29 protein-coding genes are annotated in these 26,516 nt (G+C 42.5%); 20 read left to right on the top strand and 9 right to left on the bottom strand.

What is annotated here, in order from left to right; translation table 11 throughout:
- Positions 1-148: 148 nt before the first annotated feature.
- The 8 genes from lptM to C2M33_RS10470 all read left to right on the top strand — a co-directional run bounded on the left by lptM (position 149) and on the right by C2M33_RS10470 (position 6,307).
- Positions 149-328, top strand: coding sequence for an LPS translocon maturation chaperone LptM (gene lptM / locus C2M33_RS10505; protein ID WP_054554660.1), 180 nt, complete (start codon positions 149-151; stop codon positions 326-328).
- Positions 329-1,582 (top strand): diaminopimelate decarboxylase, encoded by a 1,254-nt coding sequence (gene lysA, locus C2M33_RS10500; RefSeq protein ID WP_063700667.1) that lies wholly within the window; start codon positions 329-331, stop codon positions 1,580-1,582.
- Between the two features lie 64 nt (positions 1,583-1,646).
- Positions 1,647-2,477, top strand: a complete 831-nt coding sequence (dapF, locus tag C2M33_RS10495; RefSeq protein ID WP_063700665.1) for a diaminopimelate epimerase — start codon at positions 1,647-1,649, stop codon at positions 2,475-2,477.
- A complete protein-coding gene (locus C2M33_RS10490; RefSeq protein ID WP_063700662.1) occupies positions 2,474-3,085 on the top strand; it encodes a DUF484 family protein in 612 nt (203 codons plus the stop codon). Before dapF ends, C2M33_RS10490 begins: the two co-directional genes overlap by 4 nt.
- Positions 3,082-4,035: a tyrosine recombinase XerC gene (locus tag C2M33_RS10485; RefSeq protein WP_063700661.1), complete on the top strand. Its 954-nt coding sequence runs from the start codon at positions 3,082-3,084 to the stop codon at positions 4,033-4,035. Before C2M33_RS10490 ends, C2M33_RS10485 begins: the two co-directional genes overlap by 4 nt.
- A 12-nt stretch (positions 4,036-4,047) precedes the next feature.
- Entirely contained in the window at positions 4,048-4,758 is a 711-nt protein-coding gene (locus tag C2M33_RS10480) for an HAD-IA family hydrolase (RefSeq protein ID WP_063700659.1), read from the top strand.
- Between the two features lie 67 nt (positions 4,759-4,825).
- Positions 4,826-5,938: a retropepsin-like aspartic protease family protein gene (locus tag C2M33_RS10475; RefSeq protein ID WP_063700657.1), complete on the top strand. Its 1,113-nt coding sequence runs from the start codon at positions 4,826-4,828 to the stop codon at positions 5,936-5,938.
- Positions 5,939-5,947: 9 nt separating this feature from the next.
- Positions 5,948-6,307 carry a HopJ type III effector protein gene (locus tag C2M33_RS10470; protein WP_063700655.1) on the top strand — a complete coding sequence of 120 codons (360 nt, stop codon included), beginning with the start codon at positions 5,948-5,950 and terminating at the stop codon, positions 6,305-6,307.
- A gap of 14 nt (positions 6,308-6,321) precedes the next feature.
- Here C2M33_RS10470 and C2M33_RS10465 read toward each other — a convergent pair whose 3' ends face one another.
- A complete protein-coding gene (locus C2M33_RS10465; protein WP_063700652.1) occupies positions 6,322-6,729 on the bottom strand; it encodes a GNAT family N-acetyltransferase in 408 nt (135 codons plus the stop codon).
- Positions 6,730-7,037: 308 nt separating this feature from the next.
- A complete protein-coding gene (locus C2M33_RS10460; protein ID WP_063700650.1) occupies positions 7,038-7,343 on the bottom strand; it encodes a DUF6482 family protein in 306 nt (101 codons plus the stop codon).
- Positions 7,344-7,423: 80 nt separating this feature from the next.
- Here C2M33_RS10460 and C2M33_RS10455 point away from each other — a divergent pair, with 80 nt between their 5' ends.
- From C2M33_RS10455 to C2M33_RS10445, 3 genes are all read left to right on the top strand, one after another.
- Positions 7,424-8,110, top strand: a complete 687-nt coding sequence (locus tag C2M33_RS10455; RefSeq protein WP_063700715.1) for a pseudouridine synthase — start codon at positions 7,424-7,426, stop codon at positions 8,108-8,110.
- 68 nt (positions 8,111-8,178) lie between these two features.
- On the top strand, positions 8,179-8,553 hold the full coding sequence (locus C2M33_RS10450) for a BlaI/MecI/CopY family transcriptional regulator (protein WP_063700649.1): 375 nt from the start codon (positions 8,179-8,181) through the stop codon (positions 8,551-8,553).
- A 9-nt stretch (positions 8,554-8,562) separates the two neighbouring features.
- Positions 8,563-9,768, top strand: coding sequence for a M56 family metallopeptidase (locus tag C2M33_RS10445; RefSeq protein WP_063700647.1), 1,206 nt, complete (start codon positions 8,563-8,565; stop codon positions 9,766-9,768).
- Between the two features lie 77 nt (positions 9,769-9,845).
- Here the strand turns inward: C2M33_RS10445 and C2M33_RS10440 are convergent, their stop codons facing one another.
- Complete coding sequence (locus C2M33_RS10440; protein WP_063700644.1) at positions 9,846-10,229, bottom strand: MAPEG family protein; 384 nt, start codon at positions 10,227-10,229, stop codon at positions 9,846-9,848.
- A 235-nt stretch (positions 10,230-10,464) separates the two neighbouring features.
- On the opposite strand from C2M33_RS10440, the gene C2M33_RS10435 reads away from it, so the two are divergent.
- Positions 10,465-11,343 (top strand): DMT family transporter, encoded by an 879-nt coding sequence (locus tag C2M33_RS10435; protein WP_082873973.1) that lies wholly within the window; start codon positions 10,465-10,467, stop codon positions 11,341-11,343.
- 41 nt (positions 11,344-11,384) lie between these two features.
- Here C2M33_RS10435 and C2M33_RS10430 read toward each other — a convergent pair whose 3' ends face one another.
- Complete coding sequence (locus tag C2M33_RS10430) at positions 11,385-11,702, bottom strand: DMT family transporter (RefSeq protein WP_054554646.1); 318 nt, start codon at positions 11,700-11,702, stop codon at positions 11,385-11,387.
- Entirely contained in the window at positions 11,702-13,234 is a 1,533-nt protein-coding gene (locus C2M33_RS10425; RefSeq protein ID WP_063700640.1) for a carbon-nitrogen hydrolase family protein, read from the bottom strand. The genes C2M33_RS10430 and C2M33_RS10425 overlap by 1 nt, the downstream gene beginning before the upstream one ends.
- A 261-nt stretch (positions 13,235-13,495) precedes the next feature.
- Between C2M33_RS10425 and C2M33_RS10420 the strand changes: the two genes are divergently transcribed.
- On the top strand, positions 13,496-14,596 hold the full coding sequence (locus C2M33_RS10420; RefSeq protein WP_233999161.1) for a GGDEF domain-containing protein: 1,101 nt from the start codon (positions 13,496-13,498) through the stop codon (positions 14,594-14,596).
- On the opposite strand, the gene C2M33_RS10415 is transcribed toward C2M33_RS10420, so the two are convergent.
- Positions 14,589-16,871, bottom strand: a complete 2,283-nt coding sequence (locus C2M33_RS10415; RefSeq protein WP_105174411.1) for a penicillin acylase family protein — start codon at positions 16,869-16,871, stop codon at positions 14,589-14,591. The genes C2M33_RS10420 and C2M33_RS10415 overlap by 8 nt on opposite strands.
- 164 nt (positions 16,872-17,035) lie before the next feature.
- Between C2M33_RS10415 and C2M33_RS10410 the strand changes: the two genes are divergently transcribed.
- The 3 genes from C2M33_RS10410 (at position 17,036) to nadE (ending at position 21,977) form a co-directional block, all read left to right on the top strand.
- Positions 17,036-20,401 carry a response regulator gene (locus tag C2M33_RS10410; protein ID WP_105174410.1) on the top strand — a complete coding sequence of 1,122 codons (3,366 nt, stop codon included), beginning with the start codon at positions 17,036-17,038 and terminating at the stop codon, positions 20,399-20,401.
- Between the two features lie 17 nt (positions 20,402-20,418).
- Positions 20,419-21,045, top strand: a complete 627-nt coding sequence (locus C2M33_RS10405; RefSeq protein ID WP_105174409.1) for a YceH family protein — start codon at positions 20,419-20,421, stop codon at positions 21,043-21,045.
- 95 nt (positions 21,046-21,140) lie between these two features.
- Entirely contained in the window at positions 21,141-21,977 is an 837-nt protein-coding gene (gene nadE / locus C2M33_RS10400) for an ammonia-dependent NAD(+) synthetase (RefSeq protein WP_063700632.1), read from the top strand.
- Here the strand turns inward: nadE and C2M33_RS10395 are convergent.
- Complete coding sequence (locus C2M33_RS10395) at positions 21,974-22,834, bottom strand: sulfite exporter TauE/SafE family protein (RefSeq protein ID WP_233999159.1); 861 nt, start codon at positions 22,832-22,834, stop codon at positions 21,974-21,976. The genes nadE and C2M33_RS10395 overlap by 4 nt on opposite strands.
- Positions 22,835-23,082: 248 nt before the next feature.
- Between C2M33_RS10395 and folM the strand changes: the two genes are divergently transcribed.
- From folM to folX, 3 genes are read left to right on the top strand one after another with little or no spacing between them, the layout of a single operon-like run.
- Positions 23,083-23,802, top strand: a complete 720-nt coding sequence (gene folM, locus C2M33_RS10390) for a dihydromonapterin reductase (protein WP_063700630.1) — start codon at positions 23,083-23,085, stop codon at positions 23,800-23,802.
- Positions 23,803-23,820: 18 nt separating this feature from the next.
- A complete protein-coding gene (gene folE, locus C2M33_RS10385) occupies positions 23,821-24,375 on the top strand; it encodes a GTP cyclohydrolase I FolE (protein WP_063700628.1) in 555 nt (184 codons plus the stop codon).
- A gap of 2 nt (positions 24,376-24,377) precedes the next feature.
- Positions 24,378-24,737: a dihydroneopterin triphosphate 2'-epimerase gene (folX, locus tag C2M33_RS10380; protein WP_054554637.1), complete on the top strand. Its 360-nt coding sequence runs from the start codon at positions 24,378-24,380 to the stop codon at positions 24,735-24,737.
- Here the strand turns inward: folX and C2M33_RS10375 are convergent.
- Positions 24,734-25,171 carry a YqaA family protein gene (locus tag C2M33_RS10375; protein ID WP_105174408.1) on the bottom strand — a complete coding sequence of 146 codons (438 nt, stop codon included), beginning with the start codon at positions 25,169-25,171 and terminating at the stop codon, positions 24,734-24,736. The genes folX and C2M33_RS10375 overlap by 4 nt on opposite strands.
- A 57-nt stretch (positions 25,172-25,228) precedes the next feature.
- Positions 25,229-25,600: a DUF4870 domain-containing protein gene (locus C2M33_RS10370; RefSeq protein WP_105174407.1), complete on the bottom strand. Its 372-nt coding sequence runs from the start codon at positions 25,598-25,600 to the stop codon at positions 25,229-25,231.
- A gap of 205 nt (positions 25,601-25,805) precedes the next feature.
- On the opposite strand from C2M33_RS10370, the gene C2M33_RS10365 reads away from it, so the two are divergent.
- The gene (locus tag C2M33_RS10365; RefSeq protein ID WP_063700620.1) at positions 25,806-26,507 is read left to right on the top strand and encodes a spondin domain-containing protein; all 702 of its coding nucleotides are present in this window, start codon (positions 25,806-25,808) and stop codon (positions 26,505-26,507) included.
- The last annotated feature ends 9 nt before the right edge of the window (positions 26,508-26,516 follow it).

Here is a 26,516-nt window from a genome sequence, read left to right as displayed (position 1 = left end):
TTTAGTGTCCTTTAACTGGCTTTAAGCCTAGATCTGGGGGCAGATTGTGTACATCAAGTGTAACAGGAATAAATTCATCCGCGAATAGCTGCATTTTTTAAATATTCTGTTACTCTGCGATTATAAAGCCAGCAACCGTATTAATCTAATGAAAGAGACTCATAGCCAAAAATTAAAAACCATTTTACCTCTAAGCGCCCTTCTACTAACCCTAGCAGGTTGCGGACAAAGTGGTGCTCTTTATCTGCCAGATGATACTAAGCCGCCTGCAAAGTCTCAGCCACAAGCTGATCCATCCGAACAACCAGAGCAAAAACAGGACCAATAGATGGACTTTTTTAACTACAATAATAATCAGCTGTTCGCTGAAGACATCGCTGTCAAAGAGCTTGCCGAACAATATGGTACGCCTTGTTATATCTATTCTCGCAAAACCTTTGAACGTCATTATTTAGCATTTGCAGACGCTGCTCAGTCGCATAAGAGCTTGGTGTGCTATGCCGTAAAAGCCAACTCAAATATTGCCGTGCTGAATATTTTAGCGCGACTTGGTTCAGGTTTTGACATCGTTTCAAAAGGTGAGCTTGCGCGTGTTATCCAAGCAGGCGGAGACGCAAGTAAGGTTGTGTTTTCTGGCGTTGCAAAAACCGCTGACGAAATTGCCTATGCACTTGAATTGGGGATCAAGTGTTTTAACGTTGAGTCAGTGGCTGAGCTTGAGCGTATTTCAAAAGTGGCAACGGATCTTAACTTAGTGGCACCGATTTCGATTCGCGTAAACCCAGATATAGATGCAAAAACGCACCCTTATATCTCAACCGGCTTAAAAGAGAATAAGTTTGGTATTGATATTCAAACTGCGGTGACTGTGTATCAACATGCAGCATCATTACCCGGTTTAAAAATTACCGGTGTAGATTGCCACATCGGTTCGCAGCTAACGGAAATAAAACCTTTCTTAGCAGCACTTGAAAAAGTACTGACTCTTATCGAAGAGTTAAAAGCGGTTGGCATCAAGCTAACTCACCTAGATATCGGTGGTGGTCTTGGCGTGCCTTATAATGGCGAAACGCCTCCTCATCCAAGCGAGTATGTTGATAAAATTACCGCTCGATTAGCAGACTACCAAGATTTAGAACTTATTTTTGAACCTGGTCGTGCGATTGCAGCCAACGCAGGTATTTTAGTTACTAAAGTTGAGTTTATTAAACAAAACCAAGATAAGTTCTTTGCTATTGTTGATGCAGGCATGAACGATATGTTGCGTCCATCACTGTATCAAGCTTGGCAAAGTATTGTGCCAGTTGAACCTCGCGCAGATGATACGCCTACTTACAACTACGACATTGTCGGCCCAGTCTGTGAAACCGGCGACTTTTTAGGCAAAGACCGTGAGCTTGCACTTCAAGCCGGTGACCTTTTAGCGCAGCGCAGCGCTGGCGCATATGGTTTCACAATGAGCTCAAACTACAACTCACGCCCGCGTGTTGCAGAGATTATGGTGGATGGTCAGCAAAGCCATTTAATTCGCCAACGCGAAACCTTAGAAAGCCTTTGGCAAGGTGAGAAAATTTTACCATAAACGTTTTTATAACCGCCCTGCTCTGTGGCATGATTAGCTCAGAGCAAACCCGAATTAGAGCGTTATGTTAGTTAATTTTTCAAAAATGCACGGCCTAGGTAATGACTTTGTCGTTATTGATAACATTACTCAAAATGTTTTTTTATCACGTGATCAAATAAAGAAGCTGGCAGATCGCCATTTCGGCATTGGCTTCGATCAACTGCTTATGGTTGAAGCCCCTTACTCTCCTGATCTCGATTTTCATTATCGTATTTTCAATGCCGATGGTAACGAAGTTGAACAGTGCGGCAACGGTGCGCGCTGTTTCGCCCGCTTTGTACGTATGAAAGGCCTAACCAATAAGCATAAAATCTCGGTTTCAACAAAGTCTGGTAACCTCACGCTTTATATAGAGAAAGATGGTCAAGTAACGGTAAATATGGGCCATCCCAATTTTGAACCGAACAAAATCCCATTAAAAGCCAGCAAGCGTGAGCTGACCTATATTCTTCGCACGGAAGAACATACGGTATTTAGTGGCGCAGTATCGATGGGTAACCCGCATTGCGTGTTAGAAGTTGATGACATTCATACCGCAGAAGTCACCACCTTAGGCCCACTGCTTGAAAATCATGAACGCTTTCCACAACGCGCAAATGTTGGTTTTATGCAGGTAATTTCGCAAGATCACATTAAACTAAGAGTGTGGGAACGTGGCGTTAGTGAAACCTTAGCCTGTGGTACAGGTGCCTGTGCTGCGGTCGTGGTTGGTCAAATTCAGAATAAACTTGCTACTACCGTACAAGTTGACTTGCCCGGCGGCAGTTTACAAGTACGTTGGCAAGGCGAAGGCCACCCTGTACGAATGACAGGCCCTGCTGAGCATGTTTTTGATGGACAAGTGGCACTATGAGCAAACTAACAGAACAACAAATTGCTGAATATTTAAAAGCACACCCTGATTTTTTTATTAAAAACCCTGATGTGCTCGCTGAAGTTGAACTACAACAGCAAACGGCGGGAGCAACGTCTTTGGTGCATATTCAACAGCGCCAATTACGTGAACACAATACGTTATTAAAAAATAAGATTGAGCAGCTCGTTGAACAAGCAAAAGAAAACGAGTTAATTTACCGCTTATTTAGCGACTGTCATCGTCAGTTATGGACTAACTACGACTTTACGACACTGGCTAGCAACTTGCGCAATATTATCTGCACGAACCCATCCATTAACGAATGCCACTTAGTTAAGTACGATAAAAAGTTTGATGAATTAATTGCTCATCGCCTGCAAAACGACGGCATTTACTTGGGTCGAGTAAGCCAACAAGAAAGAGACTTACTGTTTTCAGACACGACTCAATCGACTGCTTTATATCTAATTGGTAACACGAAACACCCTGTGGCAATTTTGGCGTTTGGTAGTGATGACGTAAATCACTTCGAACCGGCAAAAGACAGCTTTTTTGTCCTTGAGTTTGTGCGCTCATTGCAACTGCGCTTATTGGAACTTGCATGAGCGATGTGACGACGCCAGACATTGATGAATTAAGTGATGCTTGGCGAACACCCATCCAACTATTTGCAGACTACTTACGCTACGAAAAACAATACTCAGCGCACACAGTAAACCAATATACTAGCCAGCTAGGCTTCGCAGCTTTGTACTTTAGTAAACTATGTGAAGACTGGTTTGCTGTTCAAGGTGAGCATATTCGCCGTTACAGCATGCAAATGCGCAGCAAACAATTAAGTGGTCGCACAATCAGTTTAAAACTAAGTTGTATTCGCAGTTTATATAAATTCTTAAAAGCCAAAAATATAGCCAGTCAGGCACATTATCACAATCCGGCAGAGGCCATTAAAGGGCCTAAATTTTCCAAGCCTTTACCCAAAAATTTAGACGTAGATCAAATGGCTAAGCTACTAGAACTGCCAGATGATGAGCCTTTAGCTATTCGTGACAAAGCTATGATGGAATTAATGTATTCTTCGGGTCTGCGTATTAGCGAGTTAGTTGGTGCTAACTTACAAGATATAAACCCGACTGAAGGCGAAATTTTAGTCCGTGGTAAAGGTAACAAAGAACGTTTATTACCTGTAGGCAGCAAAGCGCTCAGTGCATTAAAAGCATGGCTGAAAATTCGCCCTCAATTTGCACATCCTGATGAAATAGCCGTGTTTGTTAGCAGCCAAAAAAAGCGAATTTCCGTACGCCAAGTTCGCTTACGGATGCAAGAATGGGGAATTAAGCAAGGGATCAGCTCGCAAGTGCATCCGCATAAATTGCGCCACTCGTTTGCATCACATATCTTAGAATCATCAGGGGATCTGCGTGCCGTACAAGAACTGTTAGGACACAGTAGTTTGTCTGCAACTCAAGTTTATACGCATTTAGATTTTCAGCATTTAGCTAAAGTGTACGATAACACCCATCCACGCGCTAAAAAGCGCTCAACTTCAGAGTAAACCCTTGTCATTATGATCCGATTTAACCGTGCCCTATCGCCAGTTTCTGTTTTAAGTTTTGATTTAGACGACACACTTTACAACAACCATCCGATCATAAAGTCAGCCTTGCAAGCACAAGCTGATTACCTCGAAGCGCTAGAACAATGGCCCACCGATAGCATGAGCTACTGGTTAACATGCCGCGAGTGTGCTTTAAAACATGATGCAACTTTAATTGATGACGTTACACGCTGGCGACAAGCAGCATTACACTATGCCATGACCGATCTGGGTTTTTCAGCAGAGCAAGCTCAGTTGCATGCCGAAAATGCTTATCAGGCATTCGCTGATGCCCGCAGTCAAATAAACGTGACTGATGAAGTACTTGAATTACTTACTAATCTCAGTAAACACTACCGCCTCATCGCCATCACCAATGGTAATGTTGAAGTAGAAAAGTTTAACCTTAATGGCGTGTTTGAGTTAGTTTTACAAGCAGGCCCACACGGAAAAGCGAAGCCGCATAGCGCCTTATTTGATAGCGCAGCCAAACACTTAAAGGTGCCTCACAAGGAAATTTTGCACATTGGCGATAGCCTAGATACTGATGTGCAAGGCGCAAATAATGCCGGCTGCCAAAGCGTTTGGCTTAATAACCAAGCAACGCAATATCGTTATCAAGGGTTAGCTGATATTGAAATAAGCAATATCATGGCGCTCAATCATTTAGTTAAAAAGTAACGACTTTCAAAAATTTGTTTTATGCTGAGTAAGTAAACAACAAAGATTAAATGATTGGGCAAAACGGATGAATGCTTTTCTTAAATTATTATTGCTATGTTCTCTTAGCTTAAACGGATACTTTATTTGGCAGCTGTTTAACCCCGTGAAGCCAAAACAAATTGAGACTGTAGCAACCACTCCCATAGTCAAGAAAAGCGCGGTTTTACCAGCCCATTTTCAACAAGCTGTTGCGCTATTTAGCAACCAATTATTCGACAAAGCGGTGGCCGAGTACACCCAATTGCTTGTTAATGAACCTCGCTATGCAAGGCAACTTAAACAAATTTGGCAACAACAACTTGAGACATGGCTTTCCCATCAAAAATTCACCTTAAGTGAGCAATTTTTAACGGCCTTTTTAAATAGTCACCCTTACGATGTCACCATGCTTGAACTTGAAGCTAAGCGTTTAATCGCACAAGGTGATACCCAACAAGGTATTATCAATTTACTGGCTCTTAGCAACCAGTTAGACAGCAATGATAAGCAACAACTTAACAAACAAATAGACGAGCTAAGCACATCCTATATTGATGAACTTAGTGCGGCGCAACAATGGCAGGCATTGCTGAATAGCAGTCAACAGTGGCTTGATTACGCGCCAGGTAACGCGCATTACTTATATAATCATGCATTAGCTAACTATCATTTAGAAGATTATGTCGCGAGCCAAATAACCCTAGATCAACTGCCTGAAGATCATGAATACAAACAGCAAGCTGAGCAGTTACATCTGTTGATTCAACAAGCCCTCGCAGGAGTTGAAGTTATAAAATTAACCGCTCGAGGTTCACACTATTTAGTGAACAGTATTATCAACGATGATATCGAAACCGAGTTGATGATCGACACGGGCGCGAGCTTTACAGTCATAAATCAAACGCAATTAAACTCGCTGAATAGTCCTGCCAATTACCTTGGCACACTAGAAGTAAACACAGCTAATGGCGTTGTTGAAGCGCAGCGTTATCAACTCGAGTCGTTTCAAGTCGGACAACAACGTATTCGTAATTTTGAAGTGTTGGTAATAGAAAATCATGTTGGCTATGGCTTGCTTGGTATGAACTTTTTAGAGAATTTTAAGTTTAATATCAATCAGCAAGTGAATGAGTTAGAGTTGATAAAGAACAATTTTTAAGGACAAGCAATGACTCTGAACGATTTCCTGGCAACATTAGCAAACTCACCACAACAAATTGAATTTACCGACACCATGGCGGTCATAGACAACAATTATGACTTTACCCCAAGCGCTTTTAATAATCATGGGCTGTTAAGTGCGGCTAATGAAAATAATGGTTCGTGTAAAATTTTTGCCTTTGCAAAGCTTAATCAACTAAGTAAACAAAACACCCTAGATTGCTTTGGCGCGTTTTATCGTGATGACGTATTACACAATCCTGAAGGGCAAGACCACATGAACATCCGCACTTTCATGCTTGCCCCAGAAGCAACACCTTTCTTAGGTGTTACTTTTACCGAGCAAGACGTGCTTAAAGCGAAGTGAGTAAAAGCTGATATTTAAAGGCTTTTTTCCATAAAATAACGGCAGCCGTCGAGTGGGTAGTTACGCATTTCATATTTGACTTGGTAGCCGTTGTTTTCGTAAAAGGGTTTAGCTTGGAAATCGAGCGTATCAAGTTGTGCGGTGTTTGCACCAAGCGCTTTAGCTTTACACTCTAATTCAGCGAGTAATCGTGTCGCAAGCCCTTTACCACGCGTCTTATCATCACACCATAGCCAACTAATAAGCAGCCAATTTCCAAATACCTGGCCATGAATACCAGCAACAACAGTGTTTTGTTTATTAACGAATTTAAATCCAACGGGAATACGCTCGGCATTAAAATGCACGGCGTTGAAAGCAACAATTTGTTCTCTTAGCTGGTTGTTGAGATCAGCTGAGTCATCACTTTTTAATTGATACATAGTATATATACCCAAGCCACCTCAAGATGCAGAATTCAGCGTTTCACAGGTGCTTAATATCAAGGCGTTACTTTGCAAGAATGGCAGTCCCTTTTAAGAAGTAACAACGATGAGAGTAAGTGCCTGTGAAGCGCCCAAAGGGTTGGTTTAAATGCAATTTATACTGCGTTATTGATTTTAACAATAGAAACACTATTACTTGCAATCAATGCCTTGCCTAAATCGCATTTAATTCCAACTGAAACTCGCATCTTGAGGTGGTTTGGGTATATAAAATGTTATGACTCAGTATACGCTTATATCGTTAATCAGTATAAGTGGTTCTTACCATAGGGTACTTCAAGCATGTTGCTGGCCAGCTTTTCGGGCTGACCACACATCTCATCATAAGCACTGGTGTGGCGTAAAACCATATCACCATAACTTAAGTGATCGAGGCGCTTTTGAATGTGCAACGGGCTAATATCGCGAATAAACTCACCTTGCTCATCAGTGACATAATATTCAACGTTATTGATCACCACAGACACCTGATACAGTGCCATTTCCAACGAATGAAGGATAACCTTTTGCAGTGGTTGGTGCGCTGCAAGTTCAGATAACTTAATTGCCATGTCGAACCCCTTTTGTATGTAGTACTTCTTATACGCGGGTTTGATATACTGTGATCAAATTAACTGTACAAAAATCACTCATGCTAGAAAAAGTACGACTTGCTAAATTTATTGCCCATGCAGGTGTTTGTTCTCGAAAGCAAGCATCACGCTTGATAGATCAAGGTGAGGTAACAGTAAATGGCCGTGCTGCAAATCACATAGATCACGTTAATGAGCACGATGATGTAATTGTACTTGGCGAAAAAATTTCAGCTAAAGCGCCACTCACCTACTTTGCATATCACAAGCCTGTTGGTATAGATTGCAAATTAAATGCTGACGACCCAACAAGCCTTATTCATAGCCTGCCTAAAACTACTCGCGTTTACCCAATTGGCCGGCTCGACAAGGACTCTCGTGGGTTGTTAATTTTGACTAATGACGGTGAGTTTTGTAATCAACTGATCCACCCTGATTACCACCAACCCAAGCGCTATTTAGTCACCGTAGATAAACCTCTTGATAGTGATTTTTGTAAAAAAATGGCAAACGGTGTGCCTGTAGATAAACAAATAACCCTTCCTTGTGAGGTGACTCAAGTCACCGAAACACAGTTTTGCATCGTCTTAAAGCAAGGTTTAAACCGGCAAATACGTAAAATGGCACGTTTTTGTGGCTACAAAGTCATCGACCTGTACCGCACAGATATCGCAAAACTGTCACTCACCACGCTGAATTTGCCCGAAGGGCAGATAGTCAGTATCAAAAAAAGTGACGTTCTCTAACAAAAAAGTTTGCATTATTTGATTACGCGTGTAATCTTAAATTAAAGATTACATCTGTAGGCATAAAAATGATTGAACTTTCTAAAGCTGAATTTGAAGTATTAGATGCGGTATGGCTTGGCTACCCAGCCACGGCTAGTGAAGTAATTGTGCGTTTAAGTGACGATAAAGAATGGCACGAAAAAACCATTAAAACGCTATTAAGCCGTTTAGTTAAAAAAGGCGCACTAAGCTTCGAGAAACAAGGTCGCCAATATAACTACACCCCTTGCATTGCTCGTGAAGAATACACATTAAAAGAAAGCCAAAGCTTTATTGAACGCTTTTTTAATGGCCGAATTGCGCCGCTGGTGAGTGGCTTTGCTAAATCAGAGCAACTCTCACAACATGATATTGATGAGCTGAAAAAGGTTATCGATGATTGGGAAAAACAGCAAAAATAAGGCGTTGTTATGTTAGATGCATTTTTTAATTGGTTGTTAGATCAACAACTTTTGATCTCATCTGCAATTATGTTTTTATTGCTGCTAGAGCGAAAGTTACTAAGCCAGCTATCGGCGCGCTTGGTTTATACACTGTGGGCGCTTTTACCAATTAGTTTATTGTTAGCGAACCTACCAGAGCACTTAAAGCCAATTCAAAACGACTTTATCAGTAAGCTGACTATCACGCCAAACACAGCAATAATGCCGCAGTTTACGCTCACTTGGTTTGCTATTTATGGCTTTATTAGTGCCGCACTGCTGATCACTGCCGTATATTTTCATTACCGTTTTCTAGCAAAACTGCAATTAGCGCCAATTACCCTTGATCAGCACAGCAACCAAAGCATGCGCTTGTACCAAAGTAATCAGGTGAGTTCACCAATGGTTGTAGGGGTTATAAACACCAAGCTAGTGCTGCCAACAAACTACCAAAGCCATTACAACAGCCATGCTTTAGCACTTATTTTAGAGCATGAATCAGTGCATATTAAACGCAAAGATAACCTAATTAATGCCATCGCTTTATGTGCCACTATTTTGTTGTGGTTTAACCCTGTCGCTTGGCTTGGTTATGCAAGTCTGCGCCGCATTCAAGAGCTTTCATGTGATGAGCAAGTACTCAAAAATAAATCAACTGAACAACGAATTTTATACAGTAAGGCATTAGTGCACTGTGCAAGCTTTAGCAGAACAGGCTTAATGGCTTATTCACAATACGGAGATAAAAACACCATGTTACAACGTCTAAATCAGATCAAGCAGATCGACAACAGCTCATTTATTGCAAAAACAGCGTTAGTTATTTTTACAATGGGCATGCTTAGCAGTTTTGCCATTGCAAAACAGCCGATGTCCGTTGAAAAGACAAAAGACTATCAAGCGGTAATGCGCGTAGAGCCGATATACCCAATTCAAGCGGCAGAGCAAGGTATTAGCGGTTCAGTCGTTTTGAAATACGATATTTTACCAAGCGGCGCCACCAGCAATGTTAGTGTGGTGAGCGCAGAGCCTGAAGGTGTTTTCAATCGAGAAGCGAAAAGAGCCTTAAAACAATGGCAATATGCGCCGTCTGAATCTGGCTTTAAAAATGCCTTAGTGCAACTCGACTTTGCCTTAGATGAAAACTATCAAGCAAAGGATTTAATAGAGAAAATTAAAGTTAGCTCTAAGTAAAAGTAACCACTTAAGACCCTAAAGCAAGCGCCTTATTTAAGCCGCTTGCTTTATGGTTTTTACTCATTGGCTTGTGACTAGAGGCAAACAGCAATCATCGCCACAGCACAGACATACCCCACTAGCCAGACTAATGAGCGCAGAATATCTTGGTTTATGTAGTAGAAAATACAATACAACACGCGGGCGATAACATGCATAATCGCTAAGGTTTCTGTCACCTGATAGACATTATTGCTACCTATTACAACTGCCAGCGCGACCGCAAAAATAATTAGTGACTCAAAGCTATTTTGATGTGCAGCCAATGCTCGAGCACCAAAGCCTGTTAGTTTAGCTTGTTGTTCACGCGGATGTTTATTGTCATAGCCTGACAACTTATTTTGTGCAAAAGCCACGGGGGCTTTAGCTAAATAAGGTATGAGCACTGCGATGAGTGCGCAGATAATCAATGTGGTCATGGTATTTCCTTATCTTTTAACTGTAATAGCTCACCCTACCGCAAACAAAAAAAAGCCGCTACTTAAAACAGCAGCGGCTAGCAATAGCATCATTGTCACTATAGCCTAATGACAGCATAAAAGCCCTGCGGCATATTGTCACAGCTGAGTTTTTCTCAAGTTGGTCGATAAGCTAATGCTCTCATACTTTGGTTTTGTTACTCTAATTGCCTCTCCTCATTAATTTATTTTCAATATGACTTGGATTTTCTTAACTATTTTTGCGGCATTTATGCAGTCGTGGCGCAACGCTCTGCAAAGTAAACTCAGTGTAACTGTGAGTGTTGCCGGGGTAACACTTGCTCGCTTTATCGTTGCCAGCCCAATTGCTGCCTTGTATTTATTTGCACTTTATCAGTATCAAGACGCCGCACTTCCTGATTTTAATCTCGCTTTTATTGGCTACATTGTTGGTGCCAGTATCGTCCAAATCGTTGCCACTGGTTTGATGGTAAAACTGTTTAAAATGAATAACTTTGCAGTCGGCGCAGGGCTTGCCAAAAGTGAAGCACTGATGGCGGCGATTTTAGGTGTAATGTTCTTTGGCTCAGCACTGTCATTGCTAGGTTGGGTTGGCGTATTTATTGGTGCAATTGCGGTATTGCTATTAAGTGGCATCGCGAATGTTAAACACTTTAATTTGGGCACCGCACTGCTTGGGCTTGCCTGTGGTACTTCATTTGCTCTTTCATCGTCATGGATCCGTGAGGCAAGTTTAAATTCAGGACTGACTTTTCCACACTCAGCAGCTTGGGTGTTAGTGCTGATAATTAGCTTACAAACACTGATGCTGTGCGTGTATATTGCATTAAAAGAGCGCGATACATTTAAGAAAATGTGGCATCACAAAGGCACCACGACCGCTGTTAGTGTTTGTAGCTGTTTAGGTTCTATTGGTTGGTTTAGCGCCATGAGCTTGCAGCATGTTGCTTATGTAAAAACATTGGGGCAGATAGAAGTATTCTTTACCATTTTGGTATCGATTCTTTGGTTAAAACAACCGCTAAAACGCCAAGACACGGCGGGGCTTGTGTTAATTGCACTGGCAGCCATTCTGGTAATGCTACCCAATTAGGTGCGTTTCTAGTCATTAAAAAAGCGGCTATTGCCGCTTTTTTAATGACTAATTTTGAGCGTTATCACTCCGCTAATTATCAGCAGTACTCCGGCAATGCGGCCAAATGTGGCGGCATCACCATAAAATAAAATACCGACCAAGAAAGTGCCCGCTGCACCGATCCCTGTCCATACAGCATAGGATGTCCCCATCGGAATATCCTTCTGCGCCAACCACAACATAAAGCCACTAGCGACCATAAAGGCGACGGCTATTGCAATGCCTAACCAGCGGCTGTCTGCCTGTTGAGACATCTTAAGGCCAACAGGCCAGCCAATTTCTAACAGACCTGCGACAATTAAATACAACCACGCCATTATTGATCTCGCTTTTTCAAGATCACGTCATACAAATCTTCACGGCGGTCTTTTAAGTTTCTTACCGTACCTTCACTGTGAAGAATTTTCAGTTTATCCATATCTAAATCACTGAATAACAGCATTTCGGTATTCGGTGTTGCTTCATTCAAGGTCGCATCATGCGGGAATGAGAAATCAGATGGGGTAAGCACTGCCGATTGTGAGTACTGTACATCTAAACTTTCTACCTCTGGTAGGTTACCAACCGAGCCTGCAATCACAACATAACATTCATTTTCGATTGCACGTGCTTGCGCACAATGACGAACACGTAAGTAACTGTTTTTAGTATCCGTCCAAAATGGCACGAACAAAATATCCAGCCCTTGCTTAGCGAGAATACGCGACAGCTCAGGGAACTCAACATCGTAACAAATTTGAATACCGACACGACCCGCATCCGTTTCAAATACCGCAATTTTGTCACCGCCTTGGATCACCCAGTCATTTTGCTCATGGGGCGTAATATGAATTTTGCGCTGCTCATCAATTTTACCGCTACGGTGGCACAAATAGCTGACATTATAAATCTTGTCATCTTCTGCGAGCGGCATTGAGCCGGTGATAATATTGGCATTGTATTCAACCGCCATGCGCGACATCGCATCACGGAATGTTTCTGTGTATTCGGCCAGATAGCGAATTGCTTCCGTTTGATTACTTTGCTCAGTGAGCCCCATTAATGGAGCATTGAAAAATTCCGGAAACAGAATAAAGTCACTTTTATAGTCAGACACCGTATCAACAAAATATTCCACCTGCTTGAGCAGTTCTTCCACAGACTCAACACAGCGCATTTGCCACTGTACAGCACCGACACGCACAATTGATTTAGTCGACTCAAGTACCGTATCAGTGGGCTCAAACATAATATTATTCCACTCTAGTAAAGTGGCATAACCAACGGATTCCTGATCTTCAGGAAGATACTTTTTAAGTAAACGTTTAACTTGAAAATCATTAGATAGCTGAAAGCTTAGAATCGGATCGTAAAGCTCTTTGTGGTCAACTTTTTCGATGTACTCCATCGGAGACATCTCTGCACTGTGATTGTAATATCGCGGAATTCGCCCACCCGCTAAAATAGCGCGTAAGTTATACTGACGGCACAGCTCTTTTCGTGCATCGTATAAACGTCTGCCAAGTCGCATCCCTCGATGAGTCGATGAAATAACCACATCCAAACCATAAAGTGCATCACCCTCAGGGTCACTAAATACTCGGTCGTGACCATCAACAATGTCTTCGTAGGTATGAGGGTTAGAAAAGCGCGCGTAATCTACCTGCACACTCAAGGCGATGCCCACCAAGACACCATCATCGACGATGCCTATTTGCCCTTCCGGAAACTGGTCTATCAGCCTAAAAATAGTGTGGCTAGGCCAAGCCCCACCAAGCCCTGGATAGGCTTGATCCATCAGAGTTTTGATTTGTGGATACTGTTCTTTAGTGAGATTACAGATCGCTAAATGCGTTTTTTCCGCCGGCATAGATACTCCTTTTTTAGGCACGAGAGAATAATCACAGCAAACATTGAGTCAGAATGTTTCTTGATTTGCTTTAACTAGAGTGGCATCAATTGCAAACTCTGCCAAGCCCTAAGCTTAGCAAACTCGATGTGAACAAACGCTTAGCCTCATTCATAAACAGAACCTACCTAAGTTTACAAAGCAAAAGCGAGCAATTATAAACCTGCATTGTTCAGCTTTTAATCTATAATTATGCTACTTCCATGTGTATTAGAGGTTGGATTGATCAAACATTTATTAAAACAATCAAAGCAATCTGGCTTAGAAGAAATTGAACACGTTAAATTTCTGATTATTTCCAAAATCGCATACTTTGCGCTAATTGTTCATGCTTTGCTGATCCCCGCATTTGCCCACATAGGGGCGAACATGCTTGCGTTAGTTAATATTTTGAGCGTGTTTGCTTGGGCCAGCGGTATCTTCTTAATTAAGCAAGGACTGACTTCGCTAGCACTCAGAGTATTTTGTCTAGAAGTAATTATTCATGCAGTGATTGTCTGCGCCACCCTAGGCTTAGGTGCAGGCTTTCAATTTTACTTGTGGACAGTGTCTTGTATTTTAATGATCGATTATCAATTAACCTTTAAACGCGCTGCTTTTTATAGCCTAATGATGATTGCGACATTCGCCCTGCTGTATGTATTTTTTGCAGATGTTCAGTACAGTTTTGCTTACCCTGAACTCCTCCCACACGTGAATGTGATCAACATCATTATTGCTGGCTTACCTATGGTCTACGGCATGGGTCTAATTAGAGAAATCACCTTGTCACAACGGGTTGAGTTAACCGACATGGCCGCTCGCGACCCACTCACTAAACTCTATAACCGCCGTTTTGCAAAAAAGCTGATTACTGCTGCACATCAAAAAAGCATCGAGCTTGAGAGCAACCTTTGCATTGTTATGGCTGACATCGATAAATTTAAAAATATTAATGACAATTACGGCCACGAAAAAGGTGATACGGTGCTCATTAATGTCGCAAGGCTCATTCGCCAATTTATTGATGATGACGATATTGCGGTACGTTGGGGGGGTGAAGAGTTTTTAATTTTATTAACCAATACAGATGCAAAACAAGCCTTTGCAAAAATTGAAGCGCTACGTTTAAAAATCGCCGAATTAGAGGCGCATCACGAGTTTCCTGATCTCAATGTCACCATGAGTTTTGGGCTTATTGAATGGCAACCGCTCGCTTCAATAGAAAAAATGCTACAGCACGCCGATGAGGCGCTGTATAAAAGTAAGCATGCAGGGCGCAACCAAACAACCGTTGCCAAAGGCCAACACCCTGCTTTTAAAGATGCTGATGCGGTTAATTAACCGCATCGATAGTGATACTGTGGGCAATCTCTTGTGGCAATAATGGCGTTAAACCATTACTGACATAATCATTAAATCCTGCGCGGTAAAACTCTGACAATGGGTGCCCCGACTGCCCTCCCGGAATAGCCATAATTGCTTTATCTAAGTGCCCAGGTTGGACAATAAAGCGCTGCGAAGCACCAAAGCTACGTCCTTGCACCGAAGGCATAAAGGTATCACCAAATCCTGGCGCTGTTGGCATATTCAGTAAGCTTTTCAATGCGGGTATTTGCTTGGCAAATGGGTGCTCAATCACTAATTCGTTAACCTTGCCCCACTCCCAGCTGTGCGGGTTGTTACCGTATTGCTCGGTTAGTTTAGTGATAACGCGATCAAAGGCTCCTATCATTTGCTGTTGCCAGTTTGCATACTCAGGGTTTAACCATGCCTGAGGCTGGGCTTCGATAAGCTGCCAAACTGCGGGCTCTAAGTCTCGTTTTATCGGTTTTAAGCTACTATCGAGAGCTTTTAGCTTATTCTCTAACGGGCTAAATAAGCCATTAATCACTTCACTGCGGTAGCGTTTTACTAAGGTGTAGCCAATTGAGTCGCTACAAGCACACGCCTGCCAATTATTTAGCTCTTTTAAATACAGCGCATATTTATCGCCTGCAGTGCTAAGCTGTTTGACCAGCAGTTTATGCCAAGCCGTTAAGAAACGCGCTTCGTTATCATGTTGTATGTCGTAAAAATCGTGTTCGTTAAACTGCTGCTTTTCAAATAGGCGATCGCGAATTTGTGCCGAGCGAGCCCCCATTGCATAACCACCATTACCAAAGCGCTGATCATCCTCTGCTGAAACGACTCGTGAGTTGCCTGTCCATAATCGGCCACTTTCTGGATTTTTGACAAATGGACGCTGCGTTTCGTTATCATGCCATGCTGCAGGATACGCTTGCTCTGAAACAGCTAATTGATGCGGAACTTTACGGGCAGGCACAGCCCCCATATTCTTCCAAGCTGCATTACCTTTATCATCAACGACCATTAAATTTTGTACAGGAATTCCCACCTCAGAAGCAAGTGCTAATGCATCGTCAACAGTGTTTGCTTGCTCAAGTTTAAGTAATTCCATATCAACCGCATACTCATGGTGAGCAACCCAACTTAGCGCATAAGGTTTGCCGTTAATTTCTTTAACCGGGCCGTACTCGCTCATGGTTAAAGCGTAATTTTCGCTGTTGCCGTCATTGAGTAAAATTGGTTCATCTATTTGCCAGGTTTTCTCTTTACTCTCAAGTGCGACCCAATCCGCTGTATCTAAATAACCGTTAGTGAATCCCCACGCAATTTTATTATTGGTCCCAACAACAATGGCAGGAGCGCCTGGTAAAGACACACCAGTGATTTGTTGCATTTCGCCATTGAGAGGGTAATTAAGCTGAGCACGGTACCAAATGATTGGCACTGCAAATGATAAGTGCATATCGTCAGACAGCATGGCTGCACCGGTTTCAGTTAGCTGCCCAGTTACAGCCCAGTTATTACTGCCAAGTTCTTTTCGGTCGGCAATCTCTGTCATAGCCCATTGAGCGTCTTTAAGATGAGGAATACCGCCGTCATAAGGCGCTAATTGGCTGTTATCGAGTGCAGCTTGATAGAGGCTAGGCTGCGTAATAAAGTCAACCATCTCCTTGCCATATAAATCTTCGATTTCGATCAATGCTTTGTCACGCTGAAACGTCGTCGATTGCAAATCAAGGTACATGCTAAAAATGATTAGCAAGCTGTCTTCACTTTGCCAAGGCTTGGCTTCAGCGCCAGTGAGTAAATACTCAAAACTATCATAGCCAACTTGTGCATGGCCTTCATTGACCCCATTCGCATACGCTTTTAATAGCGCTTTATCTTTAGCGGGTAACTGTGCAACCGCAATCTGACTACGTTTACGCAACTGATGAAAGCGCATTTTTTTATCAAGCCCTATAGCAGCTTTACCAAATAGCTCGCTGAGTTCGCCAGCAGCATTGCGGCGCAGTAAATCCATCTGAAAGAATCGGTCCTGACCATGCGCAAAGCCTAATGCATAGGCCGCATCTAAACGGTTTTCGGCATGAATAACAGCTTGCCCCAACGTGTCTCGCTCGATCTTGACAGACTGCGCAATAGCGTCACTTTTACCACGCCCATCAAGGGCCGGTAAACTTAAGTTTAATACGCCATAAACAAGCCCGGTTGCGAGTAACACCACCACGAACAAACCTATGAGTAACCATTTGATTATCTTAAACATGCCAATTATCCTTGCGCTAAAGTAACACTATATTAACCTGAGTTTTGTGAAAGAATAGTGTTGCGATACAAATAATTAAAATTAATACTCTAGCTAGCTGTTCATTGTTAATTGCCACAGAAATTGTCTATAGTAGGTAGAAAGTATAAAACCCGATATTTCTCATGCCGCTAGCCACCGAAACAGATAATAAAAAGCTGCAAAAACTGAAGCTAGCCTTCTGGGTTTCACTCGCCTGTGTGGTGGTAATTGGCCTCGTCATCGACCAAATTAATTACAGCCGTGAGAAAGATGCTTTTCGGGCGCAGGAGCTTGCAAAAATCAGCGCCTATCGTGCAGAGCTCGAAGCCACCTTAGTATCTAACATTCAACTTGTTAGGGGCCTTGCCGTTGCCGTTGCTGCCGAACCCAATTTAGACCAAGCTCGCTATGAGCAAATAGCCGCGCCCTTATTCGCAACCTCTTCAGAACTTAGAAACATCGGTGCAGCGCCTGATATGATTATCCAGATGACTTATCCTCTCACAGGTAACGAAAAATCCATCGGGCTAAACTTTTTAGAAAACCCAGCACAGCGTGATGATGCGATTAGAGCTCGAGATGAAAATCGTATTGTTATGGCAGGCCCTTTGGAGCTTGTACAAGGAGGCCAAGCGCTGATAGCAAGAATGCCGGTGTTCATTCCTCCTGAGAACACTTTTTGGGGGCTCCTCTCGGTCGTACTCGATGTAAATAAAATCTATAGCAATTCGGGTTTGATTGCGCTTAGCCAGCATTATGATGTTGCACTGCAAGGCCGTGGTGGTCGCGGTTTACAAGGCGATTTTTTCTATGGCTCAGAAGATATACTTAACACAAAACCTCTGAGCTTTACGATAAACCTGCCCGGTGGTGAGTGGCGCATGTATGCCTCGCCAAAATCTGGCTGGCAGCCACCAAGCTCTGCTGTTTGGCCTCTAAGATTCGCCATTATTTTGTTCTGCATTTTGTTTGCTTGTGCTTCACTATTCTTTTTGCGCATGGTTGAAAGGCAGTACAAAAGCGAACGCATGTTAGAAACCATGAGTAGCCTTGCCAAAGTGGGTGCATGGTCATTTAACCTTGAAACAAAAACCGTGTATTGGTCAGATATGACCAAGCAAATATTTAAGTTTCCACTGAATGTTCAACCTGAGTGGCCTGCTAACTTTACCCATTTCAAAGCTGGCGAAAGCCGCGATAAAATTCGCCGTTTGAACGAGCGCGCAATCAAGTATGGTGAAAGTTTTGAAACACAAGTTGAGATCATCACTGCAGAAGGTGATGAAATTTGGGTGCTGCTACATGGTGAAGCCGAACACAAAAATGGTCGTTGTATAAAACTTTTTGGCTCACTGCAAAATATTGATACCCGTAAACGTGTTGAGCTCGAAAATAACAAAATCGCCTTACATAACGAGATTTTAGCGTCTCTCACCGTCAATGATGCGGTACTGACAGGTAATCTTAACCTCTCCAAGCATGTTATTGTGCAAGCCATTTGTCATGCATTTGATATAGATCGCGCCAGTATCTGGCTATTCAGTGACGATCGACAATCGCTCAACACCTTTGCCATTCACGATCAGAGCCAACCCGAATTTAATGAAGCCATATCGTTGCAACAAATTGAATTTCAAAACTATTTTGATGCCATTAATAATCACGCAGTAATTAATGCCAGCGATGCCCAGCAACACCCTCTGACAAGTGATCTTCGTAGCAATTACCTAGATTGGTTTAATATACGCTCAATGTTAACGGTGATTATTCCCACAGGGAGTAAAAGCATGGGGGTGGTGTGCGCTGAAAAATGCTTTACACGTAGGCATTGGAGTAAAAATGAAGAAAGCTTTTTAATTGCCGTTGCCGCACTCATTGGTAGTTTGCATGCCAGCCAACGTCGTATAGAGACCGAACAACAACTCGTTCAAGCAAAAGAAGCTGCAGAACAAGCCGTAAAAGCCAAAAGTGAATTTTTAGCGAGTATGAGTCATGAGATCCGCACCCCGATGAATGGCGTGATCGGCATGCTCAATATCATTAAACAAAGCAAGCTAGATAGCCAACAAAACCACCATCTTGAACTTGCGCAATCATCAGCAGAGTCTTTACTGCATATCATTAATGATATTTTAGATTTCTCTAAAATTGAGGCTGGTAAACTCGATATTGAAAATGTCAGCTTCAACGTGTCTAAATTACTAGGCGACACAATCGAATCGTTTGCTATTAAGGCTGAACAGAACAATACCAAACTACTGCTTGATACAACGAATCTTCATCACGGGTTTATTATCAGTGACCCCAATCGGATTAGGCAAATCATCAATAACCTAGTGAGCAATGCGGTTAAATTCACAAAAGATGGTGAGATAATTGTTATCGCCAAGCTCGAAACTAGCAATGAAGAATTATTCTTGAACTGCTCTGTTATTGATTCGGGAGTGGGCATTAAACCTGAAAAACAAGCCACTTTATTTGACTCATTCACGCAAGCAGATGCCTCTACCACCCGTCAATACGGCGGTACGGGGCTTGGCCTTGCAATTGTAAAACAGCTTTGTCAGTTGATGGCTGGAGATGTCAGTGTCGTTAGCTCATACGGAGAAGGCAGCACCTTTAATTTCTCAGTAAAGGTTAAACGTGATCACACGAAACATGCGCCAGAGCCAAGTCATATTATTGATAAAAAACATATCTTAATTGCTGATAGCTGTAAGCTCAGCAGCAATATCGCCAAAAAGCAATTGCAGTTGTGGGGAGCTGAGGTAGAAACTTACAGCGATATGCCAAGCTTATTAAATCGCGCAGCCATGCCTGATAATAAGGGCTGCGATGCAATTCTAATAGATTATAAGTTTTATAACAGTGCTACTAAAGAATTGCAGAAAGAGTTCTTAAACTACTTCAATGCCACCAGCTGCAAGCGTATTTTAATGGCGCCTATGAGCCTAACAGAAAAACAAACAAGACAAACCTTAAAAGTTGAGAGTATTATCTTTAAACCATTAACGCAGTCTGATTTATTTAATGCTCTTGCGAACGACAAGTACATTGAACAGCAGCAGGTTAATAAAGAAACCCTAATTACCAAAGTGATGACAAACAGCGGTAGCGCTGAGTCGCAAGTGTTGCTGGTTGAAGATAATAAAGTAAATCAGATGGTGGCAGGTTCGTTGCTAAAACAAGCAGGCATTAGTTTTGATATTGCCGAAAATGGCCTTGAAGCGATTGCAAAACTTTCAAGCCGAGAACAAAGCCCCTATCAATTAGTGTTAATGGATTGCCAAATGCCAGAAATGGATGGTTACCAAGCAACACGAGCCATTCGGGCAGGTGAAGCAGGCGCAGCTCATCAGGGAGTTAATATCGTCGCACTCACTGCAAATGCGATGCAAGGTGACAAAGAGCGTTGTTTAAACGCAGGTATGAACGACTATGTTACCAAACCCCTAAAATTTGACTCGCTCAATAAAAAGTTAACAGTGTGGCTAACCACTGAAGAATAAAGAAAGAGAGTAAAACCATGCAATTATCATCAATTCAACAACGTGTTATTGGCTGTTTACTCGAAAAGCAAAGTACAACACCCGAACATTATCCATTATCTTTAAACTCACTGACTAATGCATGTAATCAAAAATCTAACCGTGAGCCAGTATTGTCTCTCACTGAAGCGCAAGTCCAAGATACACTCGATGAGCTTGTTGCATCACGCTTAGTGACGGTTGATGAAGGGCTATCAGGTCGTGTAAATAAATACGCTCACCGCTTTTGTAATACCGAATTTGGCAGTTTGCAATTTACTGAGCAGCAACGAGCCATAATTTGTTTGTTACTGTTACGTGGCCCGCAAACACCAGGCGAACTGAGAACTCGCAGCAACCGCCTCGCTGAGTTCAGTAACGTCAATGAAGTCGAAGCCGCATTAAATGCACTTATAGAGCAAGAGCATGTTGCGCGCTTAGCACGAGAGCCAGGCAAGCGAGAGAGCCGCTACATGCACTTGTTTGTTGACCCAGACAGCATTACTGAAGACATGGCAAGTAACGAGCCGATGCAGGATAACAGTAGTGAAGTGCAACAATTACGAAGCGAAATCGAAGATCTTAAGCAGCAAATTAACGCAATAAAAGCGCATTTAGGTCTTTAATAAAAACCGCGCCCGTAACATAATGTAATTCTACCCCTTTATAAAGGGGTTCCCTCAAAACGCTGACAACCACAACGAAAAATAGGAGCTCTACCATGCGTGCCGACATTCTGGCGGAAATGAAAGTCCAACCAACTATTGATGTAAAAGCGGAAATCACCCGTCGTGTTAACTTTCTTAAAAGCCGACTTATTGCTGCGCACTCTCGCTCACTTGTATTAGGGATCAGTGGCGGTGTTGACTCATCAACCTGCGGCCGTTTATGCCAATTAGCGGTGGATGAATTAAACCAAGAACATAACACCAACGAATATCAATTTATTGCTGTGCGCTTACCTTACGGCGTACAAGCAGACGAAGACGAAGCACAACTAGCCGTTGATTTTATTCAACCGAGTAAACGTATGACGGTTAACATCAAAGCGGCTGTCGATGGCATGCATGAACAAGCAATGGCCGCGGTTGTTGGTGGTGGCGCCGAATTGCCAGAACAAGCTAAAATCGACTTTATCAAAGGTAATGTAAAAGCACGCCAGCGCATGGTTGCACAATATGAAATTGCCGGCTTCTGCCAAGGGTTAGTTGTTGGTACCGATCACAGTGCAGAGAACATCACTGGTTTTTACACAAAATTTGGTGACGGAGCGTGTGATTTAGCCCCCCTATTTGGTTTATCAAAACGTCAAGTTCGTGCACTTGCTGAGCACTTAGGTGCGCCAGCAGTACTTGTGCATAAAGCCCCGACTGCCGATTTAGAATGTGATCGCCCAGGCCTGACTGACGAAGAAGCGCTTGGCCTCACTTACGATCAAATTGATGATTTCTTAGAAGGTAAAGACGTCAGTAGTGAAGTTGAAGAAAAGCTGACTGGCATTTACTTACGTACTCAGCATAAGCGCCAAGCGATCCCAACTGTTTACGATGCGCTTTAAACAACACTCAGCAATTCATAAATCGTAAATGACACCTCGAGGGCAATGAGTAGCAATAAAAAGCTAATGAGTTGCCCGCTTTTCACTTTTGCACACACATAAGCACCAAGCGGTGCGCCAAGCACCACAACAGGAATTGCAGCTAATAAGTAGGCTTGAATTTGTGAGTTAATTGTCTCGAGGTAAAAATAATTCACGATACTTGCAACGACAGACGTCACAGCCATAATGATCACCGTGGTTGCCGTTGCACGTTGGATATTCGCGTTATATGCAATAACTAACAGCGCAAAAATAGCAATATCGGCGCCCGACCCTACCAACCCTGATGCAACACCACCCAGCGTTGCAATCAACGCGACCCGCGTTTTATTCACAATAATCTTTGTTTGGCTACAAATATGCTGAGCTCGGCGATAAATACGCCATGCCAAGGTCAACGCAAAACATAATAATAGTGCGCTAAAGACCCCTTTCACCGCTAACCTTGGTAAATGATCAGCAATGAACAATAAACTCAATACAGCGCCTAAAATAGCCATTGGCGTCGCGATTAACACCACTTGTTTGTAGTAAGGGATACGGCTAAAAATAATTGTTAAAGCTGCTGCTGTCATACCAAAGCTTTGGATAGCAAGAGAGAACACTTTCGCTGTCGCAGGTTCAATTGCTAATAGTTTGGTCATTACCGGAAACGCTACCGCACCGCCTCCTAGAGCCGTGCCACCAGCAACAAATGAGCCAACGGCCATCGTTGCAGCAATACTCAATTGCGCCACAAAATTACTCACCGCATTAGCAGGCCCTTGCGAAAGCAATAAAGTACTGTAAACAGCGATTATAAATAGCCATGGCACAGTCCGTAGCCAGCTAAATGATTTTATGACAGCAAACATAGTGAAAAAGAAAAGCATCAAGTATGGCTATTATGCCTGAGACAGAAAACCGAGCAACTGATCTATGTTTGACAGTATCGCGTAGAAAGTTTGGCAACATGATTGCAGTAAAGATGAAATAGTTCTGTAATTTGGTTTATAGTTGTTACAGTTATAGCCATTAAATACATTACATTTCGTATTAAAAATCTAAGGTTTTATATTAGTTTATGTCATCGCCCATATTAATTACTGGCGCAGGCCAACGTATTGGACTCGCTCTGGCCGAGCACTTTTTAGCGCAAGGGCAAGAAATCATAGTCACTTATCGTACCCGCCATGCAGCAATAGATGTGCTTGCAGGAAAAGGTGCTACTTGTCTTCATGCCGATTTTAATAGTGACCAAGCTATCGGGCATTTTATCGAAGAATTAAAAACCCATACCAATCAGCTCAAAGCAATTATCCATAATGCGTCTAGCTGGGATTGTGAGGAAAATAACCACGATTACGCAGACCTGTTTGATAACATGATGCGTATTCACGCCAAAGCGCCTTATTTAATTAATCTAGCAGCTTCTGATTTGTTGCTGCATTATCAGCAAAACAGTGGCCAAGCCGCAGATATTATTCACCTAACCGATTATGTGGTTGAAAAAGGTAGCCCTAAGCACCTTGCTTATGCAGCAAGTAAAGCGGCGCTTGATAATTTAACCAAGTCGTTTGCCGCTAAATTTGCACCAGCCATTAAAGTGAATGCTATCGCTCCCTCGCTTATCATTTTTAACGAGCACGATAGCGACGAATACAAAGCAAAAACATTAAAGAAATCGCTAATGGGCATTGAGCCCGGCTGCGCCGAGATTATTAACAGCGTAGAACTATTACTAAACAGTCACTACATCACAGGTCGCTCTATGCCTGTTGATGGTGGCAGACATTTAAAATAACGAATTACTGAGAAAGCTATGCACGATGATTTAAAAAACAGTTACCAACAAATAATTAGCGCAGTGGGTGAAGATCCTGCTCGTGAAGGACTACTCGACACACCAAAACGCGCAGCAAAAGCAATGGAATACCTAACTAAGGGTTATCGTCAAACGTTAGACGAGATCACCAATAATGCGGTATTCACTTCAGATGCCGATGATATGGTATTGATTCAAGACATTGAGCTTTACTCTATGTGTGAGCATCACTTGCTGCCATTTGTTGGCCGCTGTCATATCGCTTATATCCCTAACGGCAAAGTACTTGGTTTATCTAAGTTTGCGCGAATTGTTGACATGTATGCGCGTCGTTTCCAAATTCAAGAACAATTAACCCATCAAATTGCTAAAGCAGTTGAAGAAGTAACTGGCGCGAAAGGTGTTGGCGTAATCGTTGAAGCAAAACACATGTGTATGATGATGCGCGGCGTTGAAAAGCAAAACTCAAGCATGCGTACATCGGTTATGTTAGGTAACTTCAGAGCCGATCCAAAAACCCGTAACGAGTTTTTACAACTAGTTAGAGGGTAATGATGGCCAACGCAATTATTAATGTTACTAACCTCAGGCTACGAACATTTATAGGTTTTAACCCTGAGGAACGTGAGAAAAAGCAAGATGTAGTGATTAATTTAGAAATTCACTACCCCGCTGATCAAGCTTGTGAAACTGACGCAGTCGATAAAGCGCTAAACTACAAGACTATTACTAAAGAAGTGATCAGCCTTGTCGAAGAAGGCCACTTTTTGCTGTTAGAAAAATTGGTTGCTGAAATTTTAGCAATTTGCCACCAGCATCAAAGTGTTCACTATGCCAAAGTACGCGTCGATAAACCTCATGCGCTGCGCTTTGCTGATTCAGTATCACTGACCCTTGATTGGCAAAAAAGCTAGAATAAGAATTTATCAAGCCCTACCGCAAAGGCAAGCACAGCTAAATAACGTGCGCCTTTGCCTAGGGTCACGAGTAACAAAAAGATTGAAAACTTAACCCTAAAAATTCCGCCAACAACCGTTAAAGGGTCGCCGACAATAGGCAGCCAAGCAAACAACAAACTGTAAACACCGTACTTATTAAATTGCTGTTCGGCTTTGTCTATCGAGTTTTGTGAAACAGGAAACCATTTACGGTCTTTAAATCGCATAACCTGCGTGCCCAGCCAATAATTCACACAACTCCCAAGTACATTGCCCACGGTTGCACTTAGCCATAACAACCAAAGTAGATAGTCACCACTGGCTATCATAGCTGTCATCACTAATTCTGAAGAGCTAGGTAATAAGGTTGCGGAAATAAACGCGCTGAGAAATAACGATAAGTAGGCCATAAACATCACATAAAAAAGCTCAGCAAATGGCTGAGCTTTAAGTATATGGCAATTAGTTTACTTTATAAATTCTATCGCCATTGGGTAGTTTACTTCTTTACCATCGTTGGCTTTAATCGCCGATACGACCACCATAATCAATGAGAATAGCGCAACCAATGGCAAAAGAATGACACCAACGACAACAAACATCAGCATAAAGCAGACAATGTAGGCGATCATCATGGTTAATTGAAAGTTTAATGACTTGCGTCCATGCTCAGCTACAAGTGGCATTTCTTCTTTTTTTACAAGCCAAACAATCAAAGGTCCAATCACTGAGCCGAACGGGAAAAGCAAGCCTGCTAAGGCACTTAAGTGACAAAACATTGCCCACGTGCGCTGCTCTTTATCTGCCACAATTATTTCAACTTTTTGATTATCATCCATTTTAAATTCCTTGTTATGGGTCTGTTTGTCTCTCTACTATAAACTGTAATGACCTTTTACCCTAGCTAAATTGATTAAATTTGATACTCCAAACCAACACTAAAGACTGTAATCAACGCTGTGATAAAAATGTGATAACTTTGTGAGAGTTTCTGGATATTGCTATTCGATACTGGTTTTGAATCATCAAAAACAGGAATCTCATATGAAAGCTTTACCTTTAACTTTGTTCGCTGCATGCGCAGTAACCAGCCTTGCAAGCCAAGCTGCTGAGCTTGATATAAAACTAACTAACCTCACGCAAGGTTTACACTTTACCCCTATCCTCATTACAGCTCATAACAGTGATAGCAAACTTTTCAGCGTTGCTATGCCTGCTTCTACAGCCCTACAAACTATGGCTGAAGGTGGCAATCTCGAGCCATTAATGACTGAAGCCACAGCCGCAAACAGCGACATGGTTGCCAATCCAGCTGAAGGTTTACTGGCACCAGCAAGCTCAACGATGGCGAGCTTATCCACCAAGGATGGCAATAACTACTTATCTCTAACAGCCATGCTACTGCCTACCAATGATGGCTTTGTAGGTTTAGATAGTTGGATGATCCCAACAGAAGCTGGTACCTACACTGTTTATCTCAATGCCTATGATGCGGGCACCGAAGCCAATGATGAGCTTGTTGTTGAAGGCTCAGGCATGCCGGGCACGCCAGGTATTCCTGCTGCACCGGGTGGCAATGCGGGTATGAATGGCAGCGGCGTCACCAGTAGCGAAACGAATATGATGGTGCATATTCATCCGGGTAACTTAGGCGACGACGATTTAGAAGCGGGGATAAGTGACCTCGATAACACCGTACACAGATGGTTAAATCCAGTTGCGATGCTCACAGTTACGGTTAAATAGGAGGTTATT

Source organism: Pseudoalteromonas sp. T1lg122, from assembly GCF_002964825.1.
GTDB classification, from domain to species: domain Bacteria; phylum Pseudomonadota; class Gammaproteobacteria; order Enterobacterales; family Alteromonadaceae; genus Pseudoalteromonas; species Pseudoalteromonas gelatinilytica.
The sequence above is the reverse complement of the archived record's forward strand: the minus strand, read 5'-3'. Positions and strand labels throughout refer to the sequence as shown.

What these genes read in the sequence shown, in the direction of transcription:
- C2M33_RS10460 (WP_063700650.1), bottom strand. Translation starts at nt 7,343, where the DNA reads ATGGCAATTAAGTTATCTGAACTTGCAGCGCACCAACCACTGCAAAAG.
- C2M33_RS10375 (WP_105174408.1), bottom strand. Translation starts at nt 25,171, where the DNA reads ATGGCCTACTTATCGTTATTTCTCAGCGCGTTTATTTCCGCAACCTTA.
- folX (WP_054554637.1), top strand. Translation starts at nt 24,378, where the DNA reads ATGGCCAACGCAATTATTAATGTTACTAACCTCAGGCTACGAACATTT.
- lptM (WP_054554660.1), top strand. Translation starts at nt 149, where the DNA reads ATGAAAGAGACTCATAGCCAAAAATTAAAAACCATTTTACCTCTAAGC.
- C2M33_RS10485 (WP_063700661.1), top strand. Translation starts at nt 3,082, where the DNA reads ATGAGCGATGTGACGACGCCAGACATTGATGAATTAAGTGATGCTTGG.
- C2M33_RS10370 (WP_105174407.1), bottom strand. Translation starts at nt 25,600, where the DNA reads ATGGATGATAATCAAAAAGTTGAAATAATTGTGGCAGATAAAGAGCAG.
- lysA (WP_063700667.1), top strand. Translation starts at nt 329, where the DNA reads ATGGACTTTTTTAACTACAATAATAATCAGCTGTTCGCTGAAGACATC.
- C2M33_RS10465 (WP_063700652.1), bottom strand. Translation starts at nt 6,729, where the DNA reads ATGTATCAATTAAAAAGTGATGACTCAGCTGATCTCAACAACCAGCTA.
- C2M33_RS10470 (WP_063700655.1), top strand. Translation starts at nt 5,948, where the DNA reads ATGACTCTGAACGATTTCCTGGCAACATTAGCAAACTCACCACAACAA.
- C2M33_RS10365 (WP_063700620.1), top strand. Translation starts at nt 25,806, where the DNA reads ATGAAAGCTTTACCTTTAACTTTGTTCGCTGCATGCGCAGTAACCAGC.
- nadE (WP_063700632.1), top strand. Translation starts at nt 21,141, where the DNA reads ATGCGTGCCGACATTCTGGCGGAAATGAAAGTCCAACCAACTATTGAT.
- C2M33_RS10410 (WP_105174410.1), top strand. Translation starts at nt 17,036, where the DNA reads ATGCCGCTAGCCACCGAAACAGATAATAAAAAGCTGCAAAAACTGAAG.
- C2M33_RS10405 (WP_105174409.1), top strand. Translation starts at nt 20,419, where the DNA reads ATGCAATTATCATCAATTCAACAACGTGTTATTGGCTGTTTACTCGAA.
- dapF (WP_063700665.1), top strand. Translation starts at nt 1,647, where the DNA reads ATGTTAGTTAATTTTTCAAAAATGCACGGCCTAGGTAATGACTTTGTC.
- C2M33_RS10415 (WP_105174411.1), bottom strand. Translation starts at nt 16,871, where the DNA reads ATGTTTAAGATAATCAAATGGTTACTCATAGGTTTGTTCGTGGTGGTG.
- C2M33_RS10490 (WP_063700662.1), top strand. Translation starts at nt 2,474, where the DNA reads ATGAGCAAACTAACAGAACAACAAATTGCTGAATATTTAAAAGCACAC.
- C2M33_RS10445 (WP_063700647.1), top strand. Translation starts at nt 8,563, where the DNA reads ATGTTAGATGCATTTTTTAATTGGTTGTTAGATCAACAACTTTTGATC.
- folM (WP_063700630.1), top strand. Translation starts at nt 23,083, where the DNA reads ATGTCATCGCCCATATTAATTACTGGCGCAGGCCAACGTATTGGACTC.
- C2M33_RS10475 (WP_063700657.1), top strand. Translation starts at nt 4,826, where the DNA reads ATGAATGCTTTTCTTAAATTATTATTGCTATGTTCTCTTAGCTTAAAC.
- C2M33_RS10430 (WP_054554646.1), bottom strand. Translation starts at nt 11,702, where the DNA reads ATGGCGTGGTTGTATTTAATTGTCGCAGGTCTGTTAGAAATTGGCTGG.
- C2M33_RS10425 (WP_063700640.1), bottom strand. Translation starts at nt 13,234, where the DNA reads ATGCCGGCGGAAAAAACGCATTTAGCGATCTGTAATCTCACTAAAGAA.
- C2M33_RS10440 (WP_063700644.1), bottom strand. Translation starts at nt 10,229, where the DNA reads ATGACCACATTGATTATCTGCGCACTCATCGCAGTGCTCATACCTTAT.
- C2M33_RS10455 (WP_063700715.1), top strand. Translation starts at nt 7,424, where the DNA reads ATGCTAGAAAAAGTACGACTTGCTAAATTTATTGCCCATGCAGGTGTT.
- C2M33_RS10480 (WP_063700659.1), top strand. Translation starts at nt 4,048, where the DNA reads ATGATCCGATTTAACCGTGCCCTATCGCCAGTTTCTGTTTTAAGTTTT.
- C2M33_RS10450 (WP_063700649.1), top strand. Translation starts at nt 8,179, where the DNA reads ATGATTGAACTTTCTAAAGCTGAATTTGAAGTATTAGATGCGGTATGG.
- folE (WP_063700628.1), top strand. Translation starts at nt 23,821, where the DNA reads ATGCACGATGATTTAAAAAACAGTTACCAACAAATAATTAGCGCAGTG.
- C2M33_RS10435 (WP_082873973.1), top strand. Translation starts at nt 10,465, where the DNA reads ATGACTTGGATTTTCTTAACTATTTTTGCGGCATTTATGCAGTCGTGG.